Below are 18,974 nucleotides of genomic sequence, written 5' to 3' on the forward strand. Positions count from 1 at the left end.
GAGCCCCGCCATGCCCGCATCCACACCCGACGCCGACGCCACCACCGCGAGCACCACCGCCAGAACCGCGCCCCCCACCCCGCCCCCGGCCCGGTCCACGTACCCGGCCTCGTCCCACGGCCCCCAAGGCCCCGGCCCCCGGACCGGTTCCGCCCGCCGGCGGACCGTCGCGCTGGTGCTCTGCGTCGTCACGATCCTGCTGGCCGTGCTGGACTCGAACATCGTGTCCTCGGCGACCGTGCCGATCGTCCACGACCTCGACCCCGTCCACGGTGTCGACCGGATCCCCTGGCTCATCGCCGCCTACCAACTCGCCGCGACCGCCGCGCTCCCCCTCTACGGAAAGCTCTGCGACACCCTCGGCTCGAAGCGCGTCCTCATCGGGGCGCTCGCCACCTTCCTGACCGGCTCCGCCCTCTGCGGGGCGGCCGGATCCATGGGCGAACTCATCGCCGCCCGCGCCTTCCAGGGCATCGGCGGCGGCGGGCTGATGAGCATCACCATGGTGGTGCTGCACCAGATCGGCACGGAGGACGCGGCGAGCGGGAAGGGCCCGGGACGGGGCGGCAACCTCGGCGGAGTCATCGCCGGCGCGGGCATGGCGATCGGCCCCTGGCTCGGCGGTGTCCTCGCCGACCACGCCGGATGGCGATGGATCTTCTTGGTCAATCTGCCGGTCGGTCTGGCGGTCCTGGTCACCGCCGCCGTGGTCCTGAATCCCCCCACCGCCACCTCCCGTCACCGGATCGACTTCCTGGGCGCCGGGCTCGCCGCCTCCTTCTCCACCGCGCTGCTCCTGGTCGCCCAGTGGGGCGGCCAGCACTACGCCTGGTCCTCGCCGCAGATCATCGGGCTGCTGGCCGCCGCCGTCGCCACCCTCGTCCTCTTCCTGCGCCGCCAGTCCACCGCGGCCGAGCCGATCCTGCCGCTCGGACTGTTCTCCATCCGCCCGGTCCGCTACGGCTTCGCCATCCAGGGGCTGGCCGGCGTCGCGATGATGGGGTCCATCGTCTACGTCATGATCTACCTCCAGGTCGTCCGCGGTGTGGCCGCGACGTCGGCCGGGCTCTTCCTCGTCCCCATGGCGATCGGCATGACCGTCATCGGCCTCGCCTCGGGACGCCTCGTCGCCATGGGCTGGTCGCAGAAGACCTTCGTCGTCAGCGGTGCCGCCTTCGCCTCGGCCGCCCTCGCCCTGCTGGCCACCCTCGGCACCGACACCGGCCCGTGGACGGTCCGCGCCACGATGCTCCTGCTGGGGCTCGGCTTCGGCCAGCTCGTCGGCCAGCTCATCCAGCTGATCCAGCACACGGTCCCCGCCGGCCGACTGGGCGTCGCCACCACGGGACTCCGCTTCTTCCAGGCCCTCGGCACCGCCCTCGGCGCCTCCGTCTTCGGCACCCTCCTCAGCAGGATGTACGCGTCCCTGGGGCCGGGCGGCACGACCAGCGACATCGTCGGACTCACCGGATCCGCCCACCGCCGGGCGCTGGAGGCGTTCACCACCTCCACCCATCTGGTCTTCGGATGCGCCGCCGCCGTGATGGCCGTGGCCTTCCTCCTGGCCGTCCGGCTCCCCGGTGCCACCCGGGGTCAGCCCGCCTGAGCCGGTCCCGCCTCCCGCGACGACTCCCCCGCCGGCTCCCGTCCGAGGGCCGGCGCAAGGGCCCCCTCGGGGTCCGTGCCCCGATCGACACCGGCGGCCTCCCGGGGGCCGGCCCCCGGGTCCCGGCCCCCGTCCACGTTCGTCGCCCTCCCGGCGGTGAACGTCCGGCCGTTGGCCGGCACGCCTATTCCGCGCCAGGTGAACGGAATTCCTATCGCCACATCGGGGTCGGGATGGTCCATCAACTGGAAATGGACATGCGGTTCGGTGGAATTCCCCGAGTTCCCGCACTCGGCCAGCTGCTGTCCCGCCCGCACGGTGTCGCCCACCCGGACCCGGAGCGAGCCGTGCCGCACATGCGCGTACAGCGCGTACGTACCGTCGCCGAGATCCAGCACCACGTGGTTCCCCACCACGGCCCCGGGTCCGACCACATCCCGTAGCGAAGCCTCGACCACCATCAGATAGAGCAGCCCCAGCAGCGAGTTCCGGCTGAGGTGGTCGCGCCGGACGTGCGAGGCGCGGACCACCGTGCCGTCCGCCACCGCGAGCAGCGGGGCGCCGAAGGCCGGGAAGTCGCGGTTGCGCTGGGCGAGGGGCCACAGCACGTGGAACTTCGGACGCGTCCCACCCGCTCCCCCGTCCGCGCTCCCCGCCTCTCGGCCGTCCTTCCGGAGCGGCAGGAGGGGCTCCTCCCGTCGCTCCGCCACGATGTCGATCGCGTAGGTCTGCCCATAGGTGTGGATGCCGTGGCTGGGCACCCGGCTCGCCGGGCTGTTCAGCGCGGTCCACAGCCCGGACACCGGAGCCTCGACCTCGACGGCCGGGGGCGGGTCCGCCTTCGCCGCCCGCGCCCCGCGGCCCGCCGCCAGGACGAGCAGCACCGAGGCGGCCATCGGCGTCCAGGTCAGCCAGGACGGATACGACGGGTGGACGATGAACCGGAGCAGCACCATGGCGAAGAAGATCAGCACGCAGGCGCGGTACAGCACCATGACGGTTTTGCGGACAGACATGACATCCCCCTGACAGTCGGTCTGGTCATCGCTCCGGTCCTCGGTCGGCCCCCGGTCGCGACCCTGATTCAGCGTGCTCGCGCGCTCCTCACGGCTTGGCCGCCGTGAGGACCACCAGCAGGGGCACCACACGGGCCCCCGGAACCTCGTACTTCCCCCGCCCCTTCGTCCGGAGCCAGCCCGCGCCCGTCAGCTGGCGCAGATGGTGGTAGATCTGGCCCGTGGTCCCGGTCTCGTCCAGCGCGGCCAGCTCCGCCGCCGTACGCCGGCCGCCGAGGATCTCCCGGAGCAGCCGCAGCCGCACCGGGTGCCCGAGCGCGGCGAACGACTCGGCCGCGTCGGCCCAGTCGGACCCCCCGCCCTCCGCCTCCCCCTCGGGCCCGGAGGCCAGCAACTGCGTGGTCAGCGCGCCGTACTGCCATTCGTAGCGCTCGCCCGTCGGCAGGCGCACCGCGCCCGTGTACAACACCCCGCCGTCCGCCGCCCCGGCCTCCGACAGCTCCTCCTTCAGCCCCTCCAGCGCCCAGAAATCGGCATCCACCGGCTTCCGGGCCGCTTCGGGCCGCTCCCCCACCAAGGCCTCAAGCCGTCGCTCCAGCTCCGAGACGCGTTCTTCCAGCTCCATTCCTCAAGAGTTACGTAATTACGTAATGTCCGTCAAGGGGTTCCGCAAAACGACATGCCGAAGCCCCCGCCGGATCGGGCCCGGCGGGGGCTTCGGTGAGGGGTGACGGGGCTCGTCCCCGTCGGCGTCCTAGGCGAGCAGTGCGGGGATCGTCCCCTCGTGCGCCGTACGCAGCTCGCTCAGCGGGATGCTGAACTCGCCCTGGATCTCGACGGCGTCACCGTCCACGACACCGATCCGGGTCACGGGCAGTCCCCGCGCCCCGCACATGTCGGTGAAGCGGAGCTCCTCGCTGCGCGGAACCGAGACGACCGCGCGCCCCGCCGACTCGGAGAACAGGAACGTGAAGGCGTCCAGTCCGTCCGGCACGACCAGCCGGGCACCCTTCCCGCCGCGCAGGCAGGACTCGGTGACCGCCTGGACCAGACCGCCGTCGGACAGGTCGTGCGCCGCGTCGATCATGCCGTCGCGGGACGCCGAGATCAGGATCTCGCCGAGCAGCTTCTCGCGGCCCAGGTCGACCTTGGGCGGCAGGCCGCCGAGGTGGTTGTGGACGACCTCGGACCAGGCCGAGCCGCCGAACTCCTCGTGCGTCTCGCCCAGCAGGTAGAGGAGCTGCCCCTCTTCCGCGAAGGCGACCGGCGTGCGCCGGGTCACATCGTCGATCACGCCGAGCACGGCCACGACCGGCGTCGGGTGGATCGCCGTCTCGCCGGTCTGGTTGTACAGCGACACATTGCCGCCGGTGACCGGGGTGCCCAGCTCCAGGCAGCCGTCCGCGAGACCACGGGTGGCCTCCGCGAACTGCCACATGACGTCCGGGTCCTCGGGCGAACCGAAGTTCAGGCAGTCCGAGATCGCCAGCGGCTTGGCACCGGAGGCCGCGACGTTGCGGTACGACTCGGCCAGCGCGAGCTGGGCGCCGGTGTACGGGTCGAGCTTCGCGTACCGGCCGTTGCCGTCGGTCGCCATGGCCACGCCGAGGTTGGACTCCTCGTCGATGCGGACCATGCCCGCGTCCTCGGGCATCGCGAGCACGGTGTTGCCCTGCACGAACCGGTCGTACTGGTCCGTGATCCAGGACTTCGAGGCCTGGTTCGGCGAACCGACCAGCTTGAGGACCTGCTCGCGCAGCTCGGCGCCGTTCGCCGGGCGGGCCAGCTTGCCGGCGTCGTCGGCCTGGAGCGCGTCCTGCCAGGACGGCCGGGCGAACGGCCGGTGGTAGGTCGGGCCCTCGTGGGCGACGGACCGCGGCGGAACGTCCACGATCTGCTCGCCGTGCCAGAAGATCTCCAGCTGGGAGCCCTCGGTCACCTCACCGATGACAGTGGCGATGACGTCCCACTTCTCGCAGATCTCCAGGAAGCGGTCCACGTGCTGCGGCTCGACGATCGCGCACATGCGCTCCTGCGACTCGCTCATGAGGATCTCCTCCGGCGAGAGGGAGGAGTCGCGCAGCGGCACGGTGTCCAGCTCGACGCGCATGCCGCCGGAGCCCGCGGAGGCCAGCTCGGACGTGGCGCAGGAGAGCCCGGCACCGCCGAGGTCCTGGATGCCCGCGACGAGCTTCTCCTTGAAGATCTCCAGGGTGCACTCGATGAGGAGCTTCTCCTGGAACGGGTCACCGACCTGGACGGCCGGGCGCTTGGCCGGACCGGTCGACTCGAAGGTCTCGGAGGCCAGCACCGAGACGCCGCCGATACCGTCGCCGCCCGTGCGGGCGCCGTACAGGATGACCTTGTTGCCCGGCCCGGATGCCTTCGCGAGGTGGATGTCCTCGTGCTTCATCACGCCGATGCAGCCGGCGTTGACCAGCGGGTTGCCCTGGTAGCAGGCGTCGAAGACGACCTCGCCGCCGATGTTCGGCAGGCCCAGGCAGTTGCCGTAGCCGCCGATGCCCGCGACGACGCCCGGCAGGACGCGCTTGGTGTCGGGGTGGTCGGCCGCGCCGAAGCGCAACGGGTCCACGACCGCGATCGGGCGGGCACCCATGGCGAGGATGTCGCGGACGATGCCGCCGACGCCGGTGGCCGCGCCCTGGTAGGGCTCGATGTACGAGGGGTGGTTGTGCGACTCGACCTTGAAGGTGACCGCGTACCCCTGGCCGACGTCGACCACACCGGCGTTCTCGCCGATGCCGACGAGCATGGCGTCGTTGGCGGGGGCCTTCTCGCCGAACTGCTTGAGGTGGACCTTGCTGCTCTTGTAGGAGCAGTGCTCGGACCACATCACCGAGTACATGGCGAGCTCGGCGCCGGTGGGACGGCGGCCCAGGATCTCGCGGATCCGGGCGTACTCGTCCTCCTTGAGGCCGAGCTCCTTCCAGGGCTGCGCGGTGTCCGGGGTTTCGGCCGCGTGCTTGACCGTGTCCAGGCTCATGCGTTGACCAGCTTCTTGATGATCGAGGTGAAGAAACCGAGACCGTCGGTACGACCGGTGCCGATCAGCGGCTCCACGGCGTGCTCCGGGTGCGGCATCAGACCGACGACGTTGCCCGCGGCATTGGTGATGCCGGCGATGTCGCGCAGCGAGCCGTTGGGGTTCACGTCCAGGTAGCGGAAGGCGACGCGGCCCTCCGCCTCCAGCTCGTCGAGCGTGCGCTCGTCGGCGGTGTACCGGCCGTCCATGTTCTTGAGCGGTACGGAGATCTCCTGGCCGGCGGCGTAGTCCGAGGTCCAGGCGGTCTCCGCGTTCTCCACGCGCAGCTTCTGGTCGCGGCAGATGAAGTGGAGGTGGTTGTTGCGCAGCATCGCGCCGGGCAGCAGGTGCGCCTCGGTGAGGACCTGGAAGCCGTTGCAGATGCCGAGGACCGGCATGCCCGCCTTCGCCTGCTCGATCACGGTCTCCATGACCGGCGAGAAGCGGGAGATCGCTCCGGCCCGCAGATAGTCGCCGTAGGAGAATCCGCCCGCCAGGATGACCGCGTCGACCTGGTGCAGGTCCTTGTCGCGGTGCCACAGCGATACGGGTTCGGCGCCGGCGACCCGTACGGCCCGGAGGCTGTCCTGGTCGTCCAGCGTGCCCGGAAAGGTGACGACTCCGATACGAGCGGTCACTTCGACTCCTCGGCGCTCTCCACCTTCACGGTGAAGTCCTCGATCACGGTGTTGGCGAGGAACGTCTCGGCCATCTCGTGAATACGGGCGAGGGCGGCGTCGTCGACCGGCCCCTCGACCTCCAGCTCGAAACGCTTTCCCTGACGTACGTCCGCGATTCCCTCGAAGCCGAGGCGCGGCAGTGCACGCTGCACAGCCTGCCCCTGCGGGTCGAGGATCTCGGGCTTGAGCATGACGTCGACTACGACGCGTGCCACTGGCACTCCCGGTGTGGTGGTGTGGTGCGGCTGTTTCTCCGGGGGGTTCCCCAGACCCCCGCGGCTCCACTCAGCGTACCTGGCCAGAAATTCTACGCGGGTAGATATCCACAGGCCAAGATCACGCGGAGATATCGGACACAACAACGGCCACGGAAAATCTTGGGAGGAAAATCCTCAGCAGCACCACACAAAGCACCTTGACACGCGCATCGAATTGCGCGGGCTTCACAATGCGGCATCCATCGCTGTACAAATGATTACCGGGGAAAGCGGCATTGCCCCTAAACGGCCGGCACCGGTCGGCCGTATCCGCGCTCACAGCCGGAAGGCCGGTATCCGCGCATGTCAGGCACGGATGCCGTAGGAAAGGACCGATATCCGTGGCTCAGCGCGTAGTGGTCACCCTCTCCGACGACATCGACGGGGGAGCAGCGGCGGAAACGGTCACCTTCGCCCTGGACGGCACGTCGTACGAGATCGACCTGAATCCGTCCAATGCGAAGAAACTGCGCAAGGCGCTCGCGCCGTACGTCGCCGCCGGCCGCAAGCAGACGAAGGCGGCCCGGCACGGCAAGGCCCCCGCCGCGTACCGGCACACCTCGCTCGCGCCCGATCCCGCGGCGGTCCGCGCCTGGGCCCGCTCGCACCGGATGGAGGTGCCGGCCCGCGGCCGGATCCCGAAGAAGGTCTACGAGGCGTTCCAGCAAGCCGGTTGAGCCGGCCGAGGCCGCGCCCGATCCGCCGGCGCGCGCGCCGGACCCTCCGTCAGCGGCCCCCGGGGCGACACCCCTCGGGGGCCGACTTGCGCGACACCCCCGCAGGTCGGCTAGAGTCTGGAGCACGCCGAAGGGCAAGGCCGAAAAGCCGAGTCCGACGCAGCGTGCGGGTGTAGTTCAGTAGCAGAACATCCCCCTTCCAGGGGGAAGGCGCAGTGTGCAATTCCTGTCACCCGCTCTGCATCGCTCTTCACGACCACTCCGGTGGATCAGGTAGAGTAGTGCTCGCTCCACCGGTGAAAGCCGAGTGGTTGCTCTGCGGACGTAGCTCAGTTGGTAGAGCGCAACCTTGCCAAGGTTGAGGTCGCCAGTTCGAACCTGGTCGTCCGCTCAGTTCAAAGGCCCCGGTCATTTCGACCGGGGCCTTTGTCGTGCCCCCGTTTTCGATCTCCGAATGCTGTGAGGGCGGCCACATGCGGGCCCGTACCGGGGAAGTGTGTTTCTCCCGCCCGCGAGAATGGGTATAGTAGGCATCGCGCTTCGGCGCTTGCGGACGTAGCTCAGTTGGTAGAGCGCAACCTTGCCAAGGTTGAGGTCGCCAGTTCGAACCTGGTCGTCCGCTCGGTTCAGCAAGAAGCCCCCGGCCTTTCGGCCGGGGGCTTCTTCGTGGTGCGGCGCCTACTTCCAGGGCGTACCGGTGAGGAGTTCGTACGCTTCCAGGTACTTGGCGCGGGTGGCGTCCACGATCTCCTGGGGCAGCGCCGGCGGCGGCTGCTCGCTCCTGCGGTCCCAGCCGGAGGCCGGCGAGGTCAGCCAGTCGCGGACGAACTGCTTGTCGTAGGACGGCTGGGCGCGGCCCGGCTCCCAGGACGCGGCCGGCCAGAAGCGGGAGGAGTCCGGGGTGAGGACCTCGTCCGCGATGATCAGCTCCTCGCCGCCGTCGGCGGTGGGCGCGAAGCCGAACTCGAACTTGGTGTCCGCGAGGACGATCCCGCGCTCGCGGGCGATGTCACGGGCCCGGCCGTACACGGCGAGCGTGGTGGCGCGCAGTGCGGCGGCGGTCTCCTCGCCGACCTGGCGGGCGACTTCCTCGTAACTGACGTTCTCGTCGTGGTCACCGACGGCCGCCTTGGTGGCCGGGGTGAAGATCGGCTCCGGCAGTTCGGAGCCGTCGGACAGCCCCTCGGGGAGGGCGAGGCCGCAAACGGTGCGGGAGACCTGGTACTCCGCCAGTCCGGAGCCCGTCAGATAGCCGCGGGCCACGCACTCGACGGGGACCATCCGCAGCGAGCGGCAGACCGTGATGCGGCCGGCCCAGTCCGCCGGGGCGCCGGGGGGCAGCTCCGTGGACAGGACGTGGTTCGGAACGAGGTCGGCGAGCTGGTCGAACCACCACAGGGAGAGCTGGGTGAGGACCCGGCCCTTGTCGGGGATCTCGGTGGGCAGGACCCAGTCGTACGCGGAGATCCGGTCGCTGGCGACCATGACGAGGTCACCCGCCTCGTTCCGGTACAGGTCGCGCACCTTGCCCGTGTGCAGGTGGGTGAGCCCCGGCACCTGCACGGGCTCGGGCTTTTCTACAAATCCGGACACGCTGCCTCCGCGTAGGTTGATCCAGGAGCTGCTCCGATTGTCCCGTATCCGGGCGGGGGCGGCTGCGGAGGGGGTACGCGTCCGGGACCGGCCGTCCGCTTCCTCAGGCGCGCTTGCAGATGCGGTCGAGGAGGTTGGCCGTGGCGCGCTGGATGCGGGGATCGACATGGCCGGGCCGGTCGAGCGCCGGGGACCAGGCGAAGGTGCCGGAGGCGAAGACCAGCGCGCCGGACGGGGCCCGGTAGAGCGAGGTCTCCTGGTGGCGGGTGACTCCCTCGCCGTCCTGGTACGGCGAGTGCGCGAGGAGGATGCGGTTGTCGTGCTCGGGGAGCGAGGTGCGCGGGAAGTAGCGGTCGGCCTCCCCGGCGACCAGGCCCTCTATCGCGTCGCCCTCCACGGCACCGGTCGCGTCCCAGAGCCAGTGCTCCGCGTTCCGCACGACGAGCGGATGGGGGTCGGGGACCCGGCCCGCGTACTGGATGCCGAGCAGTTGCTGCTCCGGGCGGTCGATCTCCCGCCAGAGCGCGGGCTTTCCGGGGCCCCGGCGCTTGCGGCAGGTGAGCAGCCGGTCGGGGACTCCGGACGCGGACGGCGCCAGACTGACCTGCCAGTACATGGTGTTGGCGGAGAGGAAGACGAGGGACGTGCCGTGGTCGCGGGCGCGTTCGGCGGTACGGCGCATGGGCACCGACCAGTACTCGTCGTGGCCGGGGAAGACCAGCCCCCGGTAGCGGGTGGGGTCGACGCGGCCGGCGTGCAGATCCCGGGTGTCGGCGTAGGCGAGGTCGTAGCCGTAGCGCTCGGCCCAGCGGATGAAGTCGTAGGCGTGGCCGACGTGGAGCGGCAGGCCGGCTCCCGCGTACGGGCGGTCGAAGGAGACGGTGACCGCCGCGTCCTCCTCGCCGAGCAGCAGGCCCTGCTCGTCCCAGGCGTGGTACAGGCTGGCACCGGTCCGGCCGTCCTCCGGGTAGAGGTTGTACGCCTGCCAGGTGATGTCCGGGAGCACCAGCAGCAGATCGGCCGGGTGGTCGTCGCGGACCGTGAACGGAATGTGGGAACGGTGCCCGTCGGCCGTGGTGAGGACCGCGACGTACGCGCCGATCGACCAGTACGAGGGGATCTGGAGGCGCCAGGACTGCCACCAGTGGTGGCAGGAGACGGTGCGGTCGGCCGTGAGCGGGGGCGGCTGGACGATGCCGGAGAGCCGCGGGCTCGTGGTGATCTTGGCGGCGCCGTCGCCGCCGTAGTGGCCGATCCGGTAGATGTCCACGGAGAACTGCTGGGGCGGGTCCACGGTGATGTGGAAGTCGATCGCCTCGCCGGGGGCCGCGGCTCCGGTCGAGATGAAGCCCTTGATCTGGCGCCGGACGTCGTCGGCGGTCCGGGTGCCGCCGCGCGGGAGCGTGGGGTCGGCGTACCAGGGGACGACCTGCCCGGTGTCGTCGAAGTAGTTCTCACTGCCGCGCAGCCAGGGGAGCGGTCCTTGGCCGAAAGGATCGCTTACGGCGTGCGCGAGGGCGCCGGATTCCCAACGGCGAATGTTCTCCGCCCCCATGACGCATCCCTCCCTGTGGCCCCCGGAACAACACTGGTGCGCCGACTGTCAGCGCCGGTCCCCAGCACATCACATAACGCACGCACTCCGTCACCGTTCGTCGCGAATTGACGTGAACGGAAGCTGTTATTCCGGATATTCGGGTCCATAGACGCCAACAACCGTCCATCCAGCGGTGTTTCAGACGAGACGCACGGGCTTGTCGGTACGCACACCGACCGAAGTCAGCCAGGACCGCAGCGGTCCCGCGTCGCCGTCCTCGACGAGGCTGAGCACCGGGCTGCCGAGATCCGACCGGCGCTCGCCGTCCACGAGCAGCGCGGGCCCGTCCAGCCAGTCCAGCCCCGGCCGCGCGCCCGCCGTGTCGACCGCCGCGCAGCAGACCATCGCCGCGACGTGGTCGGCCAGCAGCTCCGTGCCCGTACGGGGCGGCTGGAGCGGCAGAAGCGGAAGCGGATCCGGACCCCAGGGGTCCAGCGCCCCGGCGCCCCCGCCCGGTCCCGCACCGGCGGCGGGACGGGGCGCACGGGCCTCGTCCCGGGCCACGGCCGCGCTGATTCCGGCCGCGAGCTCCTCACCGCTGCCACCGCCGGACAGATGCTCCACCACGCGCGCCAGCGTCGGCACACCCGCGCAGACCGGGTCGGAACCGGAACCGGCCGCCGGAGGCACGCCCATGGCGTCCAGGACCCGGTGCAGCCGGGCGGCCTCGCTGCGCCACTTCCGGTCCACGACCTCGTCCGGATACGCCTGCCAGTCCACCGGGGACCAGTCGGGCCCGCTCTCCGCCGGGCCGCCGTGGAACAGCCGGGCGGCCAGCAGCGAGGCCGCCTCGTCGGCCGCGCCGGGCTCCTCCAGGAGGTCGCAGGCGGGGCGCTCGCCGAGCCGGGAGGCGAACCCCTCGGCCAGCCGGTCGCGCCGGGACAGCTCCGTGAGCGCCGAGACCACGCCCACGTCCAGCCGCGAGGGCCAGCGCCCCATCCGCCAGGCGGGAAGGGCGACACGGGTGAGGAGCCGGTCCCAGCCTGCGTAGGCCAGACCGACCTGCTCCTGCGCGACGATCCGCAGCCCGTAGTCCACGGCCTGGGCGCGCGTCGACGCGGCGGCGGCGACCCCGCGCTCCATCTCCGCCGCATGGCTCCGGCAGCTGCGCAGCAGCAGCCGGGCGATCCGGCCGATCAGCAGGCGCGGAAGGCGCAGAAGGGCGCCCAGCGGCCCCTGGGAGGGCATGGCGGCGTCGGCCACGGCACCGTCGAGACCGCGCACGAAGCGGCGGGCCGCGGCTATGTCGGGGTGGGCGGAGGGGCCGGTGCCCGCGACGACCGGCGCGAGCACCGCCCGCAGCTCGGCGACCCGCATCCACCACAGGAACGGCGATCCGATGACCAGCACGGGCGCGGCCTGCGTCCTGCGCCGGAGCCCCGTCCGCCGGTCCGCACCGGACGCACCGGACGCACCTGACGAGCTGGCCACACCGGACGCACCGGACGAGCTGGCCACACCGGACGAGCTGGCCGCACCGGCCCCGGAGGCTCCGGAGGCGTCCCGTACGGTCTGCCCGGCCGCCGGGTGGGTGCGGTCTTCCAGCCAACTGTCGCAGTCGGGCGTGAGGGCTATCGCCGAGGGCGCGGGCACCCCCAGCCGCTCCGCCAGATCGCGGACCAGCCGGTAGAGATCGGGGGCGGCCGCCTCGCTGAGCGGGACCGTGGGGCTGATGGCGGGTTTCGCGCGGACGACCGCGAACACGACGGCCGCGGCGACCAGCAGGACGACGACGGCGCAGGCCGCCACCGCCCAGCGGGCCGCGTCCCAGCCGCCGCCCTCCGCGAAGCCCTGCGCGCCGGCGGCGAACAGCACCACGGCGCACGCGGCCGGCAGCAGAGCCGCTGCCGTCGCCCTGCTGCGGATGCGCAGCAGGGCGAGCGCACGGGTGCGCGCTGCCTGCGCACCCAGCTCCTCACCTGTACCGGTACCGGACACGGCCGGACGTCACCCCCTCTGCCCCCACGGCGGTGTTGCTCACTCCCCCACTGTGGCACCCGTCACTGACATCGCAATGCCGGTGGGCCAAGTGCCGGAACGCTTGCGCCGCACCCTAGTTGGGGCTTCGGCGACCGTCATCCGGATGGCTCAGCCGTCACTCGATGGAATGGCTTTGGGCAAAGGTGCTGACGCGCCGCCGCCCATGGGGCAGCAGCGCGTCAGTGGTGGTCAGGGGGTCGGGAGCGGGTCCCGGCACGGAGCGGATCAGGCCTCCGCGGCCTTCTTCGCGATGTCGGTACGGAACTGGGAACCGTCGAGCCGGATCCGGGCCACGGCGGCGTACGCGCGCTCACGGGCGCCCGCCAGGTCCTTGGCGGTCGCGGTCACGGACAGCACCCGCCCGCCCGCGCTGACGACCGTCCCGCCGTCGAGCCGGGTCCCGGCGTGCAGGACGTACGCGTGCGGGGCATCCTGCGCCGCGACCTCGTCGAGCCCGTCGATCGGATCACCCGTGCGCGGCGTACCCGGGTAGTTGTGCGAGGCGATGACCACGGTGACGGCGGCCTCGTCGCGCCACTTCAGCGCGGGCAGCTCGTCCAGGGTGCCGTTCGCGGACCCCAGCAGGACAGCGGCCAGCGGAGTCTTCAGCCGGGCCAGGACCACCTGGGTCTCCGGGTCCCCGAAACGGGCGTTGAACTCGATGACCCGCACACCGCGCGAGGTGATCGCCAGACCCGCGTACAGCAGACCCGAGAACGGCGTGCCCCGGCGGCGCAGCTCGTCGACCGTGGGCTGGAGCACCGTCTCCATGACCTCGTCGACCAGCTTCGGGTCGGCCCAGGGCAGCGGGGAGTAGGCACCCATGCCGCCGGTGTTCGGACCCTCGTCGCCGTCGAGGGCGCGCTTGAAGTCCTGGGCGGGCTGGAGCGGCAGCACGGTGGTGCCGTCGGTGATCGCGAAGAGGCTCACCTCGGGGCCGTCGAGGTACTCCTCGATGACCACGCGGTCGCAGGCCAGCGCGTGGGCGCGGGCGGCCTCGATGTCGTCCGTGACGACGACGCCCTTCCCGGCGGCGAGGCCGTCGTCCTTCACCACGTACGGGGCGCCGAAGGCGTCCAGCGCGGTGTCGATCTCCGCGGGCGTCGTGCAGACGTAGCTCCGGGCGGTCGGAACGCCGGCACCGGCCATGACGTCCTTCGCGAACGCCTTGGACCCTTCCAGCCGGGCCGCCTTGCCGGACGGGCCGAAGCACGGGATGCCGGCCGCGCGCACGGCGTCGGCGACCCCGGCGACCAGCGGCGCCTCCGGGCCGACGACCACCAGTCCGGCGCCCAGCTTCATCGCGAGGCTCGCGACGGCGGCGCCGTCGAGGGCGTCGACCGGGTGCAGTTCGGCCACCTCCGCGATGCCGGCGTTGCCGGGAGCGCAGTACAGAGCGGTGACCTCGGGGTCGAGGGACAGAGAGCGGCACAGGGCGTGTTCGCGGGCGCCGCCGCCGATGACGAGGACCTTCACGGGGTGCAGCCTAGCCGCCGGGCGGCGGGGGCCTTGACGGGTGCCGGTCCGTGGACAGGGGGTGGGGGTCACGCGGCCCGCCCTGAACGGGGAGGTGGGGGGACGTGGCCACCTTGGGTAGGGGACGTGGCCACCTTGGGTAGGGGACGTGGCCACCTTGGGTAGGAGATGGGGGTCACGCGGCCCGCCCTGAATGGGAGGTGGGGGGACGGGGCCACCCTGGGTGGGGGACGTGGCCGCCTTGGGTAGGGGTGGGGGTCACGCGGCCCGCCCTGGGCAGGGACGGGGGTCACGCGGACCGCCCTGAACGGGGGGTGGGGGACGGGGCCGCCCTGGACAGGGGGTGGGGTCACATGGCCACCTGAGCGGCCGGGGGCCCGCGGCCACCCTGAACGGCGGCCGGGGTCACGGGGGCCGCCCGGGAGGTCGGGCGGTGTCCGGGGCCGGCCGGCGCCCTCTGCGGGCGCGGGGGCCGTCCGCAGGCGGCCGTAACGTCGTGCCGTGCGGCACGGCGCCCTCTGCGGGCGCGGGCGCCCTACTCGTTCGTGTACTCCTCGACGACCGTGGCGCCCAGTTCGCGGACGATCAGGTCGTGGCCGGAGAGGGCGGAGTCGACGAGGTCCGGGTCGTCGGCCTCGGGGGTGTCGTCCTCGGGGGCGACCGCGCGGGGCGGTTCGGGGGCGGAGGAGTACGCCGGAGGGCCGGGCTCCGGGGCGGGGCCGCCCGCGGTGGGCCTGGGGCCTTCGGGGGCGGACGGGCGGGGCTCGTAGGACTGCTGGGGCGGCGGGGGCGCCTGGCGCTGGGGCGCGGCGGCGGGCGGCGGCTGCGGGGGCGCGGAGGGCCGGCCGCCTCCGGTCTGCGGGGGCTGTCCGGCGCCGCCGGACGGGTCGACGATCGCCTCGATCTTCCACTGGGCGTTGAACCGCTCGGCGAGGGCCTGCTTCAGGACCTCCTCGCTGCCGCTGCTCGCGAAGTTGTCCCGGGCTCCCGCGTTGAGGAAGCCGATCTGCAGGGTGGTGCCGTCGAAGCCGGTGACCTGCGCGTTCTGGCTGAGGAGGATCCACGTGAAACGGCGGCGGCCCTTGACCGCCTCCAGGATGTCCGGCCACATGGCGCGCACCTGTCCGGCGCCCTGGGTCATCCCGGGAGCGGGCGCGGCTGCGGGAGCGGGGGCGGACGCCGTGGGCGCGGGGGCCGCCGGGGCGGGAGCGGCCTGGGGCGCGGGGGCCTGCCCCGGGGCGGCGGCGGTCGGCCAGCCTCCGGGCCTGCGGCCCTGCTCGGGTGCGGCGGCAGCGGTGGGCCAGGCCCCGGGCCGCTGCGCGGCGGGCGCCTGGGCGGGCGGCGGCTGCACGGGGGCGGTGGCCGGGGGCGGCGGGGTCGCCTGGGCCGGGGCGGCCTGTGCCGGGGCGGGGGCGTCGCCGCGGGCTGCGGCGCGTGCGGCGGCGGGGCCGGATCCGGGGTCCGGGTGCCCCATGGGGGCGGAGCCGGGGGCGGCGGCAGCGTGGTGCTGCGGTGCGGCCGGGGCGGGTGCGTGGGCCAGGGCCTCGGGTCCGGGGACGTACCCCATCGCGGGCCCGGGGCCGGTGGTGGCGAAGGAGGCACCCCGCTCCAGGCGGTCGAGCCTGGCCTGCAGGGAACGCTCGTCGTCGAAGGCGGCCGGGAGCAGCACCCGGGCGCAGATCAGCTCGACCTGGAGACGCGGCGAGGTCGCCCCGCGCATCTCCGTCAGCCCTTCGTTGACCAGGTCGGCGGCGCGGCTCAGCTCGGCGGCGCCGAAGACGGACGCCTGGGCCGTCATCCGCTCGACCACGTCGGCCGGTGCGTCGATGAGGCCCTTCTCCCCGGCGTCGGGCACGGCGGCGAGGATCACGAGGTCGCGCAGCCGCTCCAGGAGGTCGGCCACGAAGCGGCGGGGGTCGTTGCCGCCCTCGATCACCCGGTCCACGACCTCGAAGGCCGCGGCCCCGTCGCCCGCCGCGAACGCGTCCACGATCGAGTCGAGCAGGGAGCCGTCCGTATAACCGAGCAGAGACGTCGCCATGGCGTACGTCACACCCTCGTCGCCCGCGCCGGCCAGCAGCTGGTCCATGACCGACATCGAGTCACGTACGGAGCCGGCGCCGGCCCGCACGACCAGCGGGAGGACCCCGTCCTCGACGGGGCTGTTCTCCCGGTCGCAGACGTCCGCGAGGTACTCGCGCAGCGTGCCCGGAGGCACGAGGCGGAACGGGTAGTGATGGGTGCGCGACCGGATCGTGCCGATGACCTTCTCCGGCTCGGTGGTCGCGAAAATGAACTTGAGGTGCTCCGGAGGCTCCTCGACCACCTTCAGCAGGGCGTTGAACCCCGCCGACGTGACCATGTGCGCCTCGTCGATGATGTAGATCTTGTAACGACTGGAGGCGGGTCCGAAGAACGCCTTCTCCCGCAGATCACGGGCGTCGTCCACACCACCGTGCGACGCGGCGTCGATCTCGATCACATCGATCGACCCCGGCCCGTTGCGCGCGAGGTCCCGGCAGGACTGGCACTCCCCGCAGGGGGTCGGCGTCGGCCCCTGCTCGCAGTTCAGACAGCGGGCGAGGATGCGCGCACTGGTCGTCTTGCCACAGCCGCGCGGCCCGCTGAACAGGTACGCGTGATTGACCCGGTTGTTCCGCAGGGCCTGCTGGAGCGGGTCAGTGACATGCTCCTGACCGATGACCTCGGCGAACGACTCGGGGCGGTAGCGGCGGTACAGCGCAAGGGACGACACACCTACGAGGTTATCGGGACCGACTGACAACGGGCCCCGGACCGCACGCCGGGCCTCGGAGGCCGGCGCGGCACCGGGCCACGGACCCCGGGAAACACAAGGGCCCCCCACGCACCCGCCAGAGCCAACCTACCCTTGCTGCCTTCCGGCCCTGGGGGAGTTCAGTCAGATAGCGCCACGTGAGGGGCTGACGCCCACCTTAGCCGATCCCCACCCCCGCAAGTCCACCTCCCCCCACCCCCGAGACCCCCTCCCGAGGCCCACGGACCCCTCCCCCCGGGAACGGGTTCGCGAGCACTCCTCAACGTCTTGTATTGTTTGCGGCGGAGGATTCGCCTAGTGGCCTAGGGCGCACGCTTGGAAAGCGTGTTGGGGGCAACCCCTCACGAGTTCGAATCTCGTATCCTCCGCCATTGCTCTCACCGGGCAATACGTCGAAGGGCCCCACCGTTCGCGGTGGGGCCCTTCGACGTTGTCTCAGCCCTCGTTGTCCTGGTCTTTGTCCACAGTGGCGCTCGGTGCTGCCCCCCAGATGGCGTCCGCGAGCTTCTGGGCCACCTCCTTCAGCATGGCGTCGGGCACGTGCAGGTACCGCGCGCGCATCCGTGAGGACGTACCGGCCTCCCAGCCCATGATCTGGTCGATGACGCGGTCCGGGATGCTCAGCAGCATGAGAACAGTGGCAGCGGTGTGACGGGCGTCATGCAGACGTCCGTCCCTTACGCCGGCGTCACCGAGCAGCTTCTTCCAGTCGTGGTAGTCCGTGTTCGGGCTGAGCGGCCCACCGAGCGGCTTGGTGAACACGTAGTCGGACTCGGTCCACAGGTTGCCGGCGGTCTCCCTCTCGCGGGCCTGTGCCTCCCTGTGCTTCCGCAGCATCACGACCAGGGGGCCCGGCAGGGGCACTGCTCGGCGGCCGGCGCGCGACTTGGTGTTCTTCGTCTCGCGCCGTACCTGCTTGCGGTCCGGGCAGTACCCGGCCTTCCGTCCGCAGGGAACTTCCGCTTTGCACCCGTGCTCGTACTTCGGGCGCAGCCGGTTCCGGCGCAGCTTCAGGTACTCGTGGTCCAGGTCCACGTCGATCCAGCGAAGCCCCAGCGTCTCCCCCTGACGCAGGCCGAGGGCCAGTGCCAGCATCCAACGAGCGCTGTTGCGCCGCTTGTTCACCTGGATCAGTAGGCTCTGCACCTCCTCGACCGAGTAGGGCTCGATCTCATCCTCCGGCTCCTCCACCCGTGGTGGCTTGGCCAGGGCTGCGGCGTTCTTCCCGGCGTGGCCACGGCGGACAGCTTCTCCGAGTGCCGTACGGGCGGTGCGGTGGGCCTGGTGGGCGGTGGCCGCCTTGCTGCCGTTCTTCTGCATCCGGCGGTACAGGCTCTCCAGGTGCTCCGGCTCCAGGCGGTCGATGCGGTGCTTGCCGATACCGGGCACGAGGTGCACGCGAACTGCTACTTCGTACCCGTCGTAGGTGTTCTCGCTGACGGCGTCCTTGGCGATGTTCTCGACCCAGTGCCACAGCCATTTCTCGACCGTCCACAGCTTGCCGGGCTGCTGTGCAGTTCCCTGGTCGCGCTGCTTCTCCAGTCGCTTGACCTCTTCGGTCAAGGCGACCTCGGTCGGGCGGGTGATGTGCCGACGGTAGGGCTCGCCGTTGTCCTTGTAGCCCATGGGCACCCGGGCGTGCCAACGGCCGTCCTTGCCGAAGTAGACGGCTGTCTCGCCGTTGGCTCGACGGGTGCGCTTCTTCTCCGCCATGGGCGGGCTCCTTCGAGTGCAGGTGTGAGCACGGGACGCCGCCCGGCGAGGGTGGCGCCCCGTGCGTGAGGGGTGCTCAGGCGGCGTGCTGCTCCGCGCGGCGGCGGGCGAGATAGGCGGCCGGGGCGTCGGCGGGGACGCGGCGCAGGGTGCCGATCGTCAGCGACTCCAGAGCGCCCGAGCGGATCAGGGCGAAACAGGTGGTGCGGCCGATGCGGAGTCGGCGGGCGGCCTCCTCCACGGTGAGCAGGATTAGCGTCGAGTCGTCTGCCGCAGGGGACGCGGTGGCGTGGATCTGATGCACGGGCTCGCTCCTTGGCGGTGAGGTAATGCGAGATGTGTCCGAGGCTGGGATTTCTGCGTCATCGCGTCATCCGCGTCACTCTTGGCCCTTGAACTGCGGTTATGTGATGACGCAGGCCGCCGGGGGTGCGTCATCGGTGACGCAGGCGTGCGTCATGGGGTGACGCAGGTGACGCGGGGTGACGCAGGCGAAGCCGTCCTGCGTCACCTTGATCGCCGCAGCTCACGGGTGGTGC

14 protein-coding genes, 4 tRNA genes and 1 other RNA gene are annotated in these 18,974 nt (G+C 71.8%); 6 read left to right on the top strand and 13 right to left on the bottom strand.

All coding sequences use genetic code 11. The annotated features are described in order from the left end of the window. The first annotated feature begins 10 nt into the window (after positions 1 to 10). Entirely contained in the window at positions 11 to 1,606 is a 1,596-nt protein-coding gene (locus ACWCXC_RS28370; RefSeq protein WP_450681786.1) for an MFS transporter, read from the top strand. On the opposite strand, the gene ACWCXC_RS28375 is transcribed toward ACWCXC_RS28370, so the two are convergent. From ACWCXC_RS28375 to purS, 5 genes are all read right to left on the bottom strand, one after another. Next, positions 1,594 to 2,622, bottom strand: coding sequence for a M23 family metallopeptidase (locus tag ACWCXC_RS28375; protein WP_450890908.1), 1,029 nt, complete (start codon positions 2,620 to 2,622; stop codon positions 1,594 to 1,596). The genes ACWCXC_RS28370 and ACWCXC_RS28375 overlap by 13 nt on opposite strands. A gap of 88 nt (positions 2,623 to 2,710) precedes the next feature. Then, positions 2,711 to 3,247: a helix-turn-helix domain-containing protein gene (locus ACWCXC_RS28380; RefSeq protein WP_450890909.1), complete on the bottom strand. Its 537-nt coding sequence runs from the start codon at positions 3,245 to 3,247 to the stop codon at positions 2,711 to 2,713. 129 nt (positions 3,248 to 3,376) lie between these two features. Beyond that, on the bottom strand, positions 3,377 to 5,626 hold the full coding sequence (purL, locus tag ACWCXC_RS28385) for a phosphoribosylformylglycinamidine synthase subunit PurL (protein ID WP_450681783.1): 2,250 nt from the start codon (positions 5,624 to 5,626) through the stop codon (positions 3,377 to 3,379). Further along, positions 5,623 to 6,303 (bottom strand): phosphoribosylformylglycinamidine synthase subunit PurQ, encoded by a 681-nt coding sequence (gene purQ, locus ACWCXC_RS28390; protein WP_450681782.1) that lies wholly within the window; start codon positions 6,301 to 6,303, stop codon positions 5,623 to 5,625. Before purQ ends, purL begins: the two co-directional genes overlap by 4 nt. Continuing rightward, positions 6,300 to 6,560, bottom strand: coding sequence for a phosphoribosylformylglycinamidine synthase subunit PurS (purS, locus tag ACWCXC_RS28395; protein WP_383631957.1), 261 nt, complete (start codon positions 6,558 to 6,560; stop codon positions 6,300 to 6,302). Before purS ends, purQ begins: the two co-directional genes overlap by 4 nt. Before the next feature lie 383 nt (positions 6,561 to 6,943). On the opposite strand from purS, the gene ACWCXC_RS28400 reads away from it, so the two are divergent. The 4 genes from ACWCXC_RS28400 (at position 6,944) to ACWCXC_RS28415 (ending at position 7,901) form a co-directional block, all read left to right on the top strand. Beyond that, positions 6,944 to 7,279, top strand: coding sequence for a histone-like nucleoid-structuring protein Lsr2 (locus ACWCXC_RS28400; protein ID WP_450681781.1), 336 nt, complete (start codon positions 6,944 to 6,946; stop codon positions 7,277 to 7,279). A 166-nt stretch (positions 7,280 to 7,445) separates the two neighbouring features. Then, a tRNA-Gly gene (locus ACWCXC_RS28405) sits at positions 7,446 to 7,517 on the top strand. 80 nt (positions 7,518 to 7,597) lie between these two features. Beyond that, positions 7,598 to 7,670: transfer RNA gene (locus ACWCXC_RS28410), tRNA-Gly, on the top strand. Positions 7,671 to 7,828: 158 nt separating this feature from the next. Further along, positions 7,829 to 7,901, top strand: a tRNA-Gly gene (locus tag ACWCXC_RS28415). A gap of 56 nt (positions 7,902 to 7,957) precedes the next feature. On the opposite strand, the gene ACWCXC_RS28420 is transcribed toward ACWCXC_RS28415, so the two are convergent. The 6 genes from ACWCXC_RS28420 to ffs form a co-directional block, all read right to left on the bottom strand. Continuing rightward, positions 7,958 to 8,872: a phosphoribosylaminoimidazolesuccinocarboxamide synthase gene (locus ACWCXC_RS28420; RefSeq protein WP_450890910.1), complete on the bottom strand. Its 915-nt coding sequence runs from the start codon at positions 8,870 to 8,872 to the stop codon at positions 7,958 to 7,960. Between the two features lie 103 nt (positions 8,873 to 8,975). Continuing rightward, on the bottom strand, positions 8,976 to 10,427 hold the full coding sequence (locus ACWCXC_RS28425; protein ID WP_450681779.1) for a N,N-dimethylformamidase beta subunit family domain-containing protein: 1,452 nt from the start codon (positions 10,425 to 10,427) through the stop codon (positions 8,976 to 8,978). Positions 10,428 to 10,607: 180 nt separating this feature from the next. Next, the gene (locus tag ACWCXC_RS28430) at positions 10,608 to 12,407 is read right to left on the bottom strand and encodes a hypothetical protein (protein WP_450890911.1); all 1,800 of its coding nucleotides are present in this window, start codon (positions 12,405 to 12,407) and stop codon (positions 10,608 to 10,610) included. 267 nt (positions 12,408 to 12,674) lie between these two features. Continuing rightward, entirely contained in the window at positions 12,675 to 13,925 is a 1,251-nt protein-coding gene (gene purD / locus ACWCXC_RS28435) for a phosphoribosylamine--glycine ligase (protein ID WP_450681777.1), read from the bottom strand. 535 nt (positions 13,926 to 14,460) lie between these two features. Then, a complete protein-coding gene (locus ACWCXC_RS28440; protein ID WP_450681776.1) occupies positions 14,461 to 16,680 on the bottom strand; it encodes a DNA polymerase III subunit gamma and tau in 2,220 nt (739 codons plus the stop codon). A 96-nt stretch (positions 16,681 to 16,776) separates the two neighbouring features. Next, an RNA gene (gene ffs / locus ACWCXC_RS28445) (signal recognition particle sRNA small type) lies at positions 16,777 to 16,871 on the bottom strand. A gap of 134 nt (positions 16,872 to 17,005) precedes the next feature. Between ffs and ACWCXC_RS28450 the strand changes: the two genes are divergently transcribed. Continuing rightward, positions 17,006 to 17,093 (top strand) — tRNA-Ser (locus tag ACWCXC_RS28450). Positions 17,094 to 17,157: 64 nt separating this feature from the next. On the opposite strand, the gene ACWCXC_RS28455 is transcribed toward ACWCXC_RS28450, so the two are convergent. Together ACWCXC_RS28455 and ACWCXC_RS28460 are read right to left on the bottom strand one after the other, a co-directional pair. Then, the gene (locus ACWCXC_RS28455) at positions 17,158 to 18,435 is read right to left on the bottom strand and encodes a tyrosine-type recombinase/integrase (RefSeq protein WP_450890912.1); all 1,278 of its coding nucleotides are present in this window, start codon (positions 18,433 to 18,435) and stop codon (positions 17,158 to 17,160) included. 76 nt (positions 18,436 to 18,511) lie between these two features. Then, complete coding sequence (locus ACWCXC_RS28460) at positions 18,512 to 18,739, bottom strand: helix-turn-helix domain-containing protein (protein ID WP_450890913.1); 228 nt, start codon at positions 18,737 to 18,739, stop codon at positions 18,512 to 18,514. Positions 18,740 to 18,974: the final 235 nt, after the last annotated feature.

It is taken from the genome of Streptomyces sp. NPDC001515, assembly GCF_053597115.1.

What these genes read in the sequence shown, in the direction of transcription:
- ACWCXC_RS28370 (WP_450681786.1), top strand. Translation starts at nt 11, where the DNA reads ATGCCCGCATCCACACCCGACGCCGACGCCACCACCGCGAGCACCACC.
- ACWCXC_RS28375 (WP_450890908.1), bottom strand. Translation starts at nt 2,622, where the DNA reads ATGTCTGTCCGCAAAACCGTCATGGTGCTGTACCGCGCCTGCGTGCTG.
- ACWCXC_RS28380 (WP_450890909.1), bottom strand. Translation starts at nt 3,247, where the DNA reads ATGGAGCTGGAAGAACGCGTCTCGGAGCTGGAGCGACGGCTTGAGGCC.
- purL (WP_450681783.1), bottom strand. Translation starts at nt 5,626, where the DNA reads ATGAGCCTGGACACGGTCAAGCACGCGGCCGAAACCCCGGACACCGCG.
- ACWCXC_RS28425 (WP_450681779.1), bottom strand. Translation starts at nt 10,427, where the DNA reads ATGGGGGCGGAGAACATTCGCCGTTGGGAATCCGGCGCCCTCGCGCAC.
- ACWCXC_RS28455 (WP_450890912.1), bottom strand. Translation starts at nt 18,435, where the DNA reads ATGGCGGAGAAGAAGCGCACCCGTCGAGCCAACGGCGAGACAGCCGTC.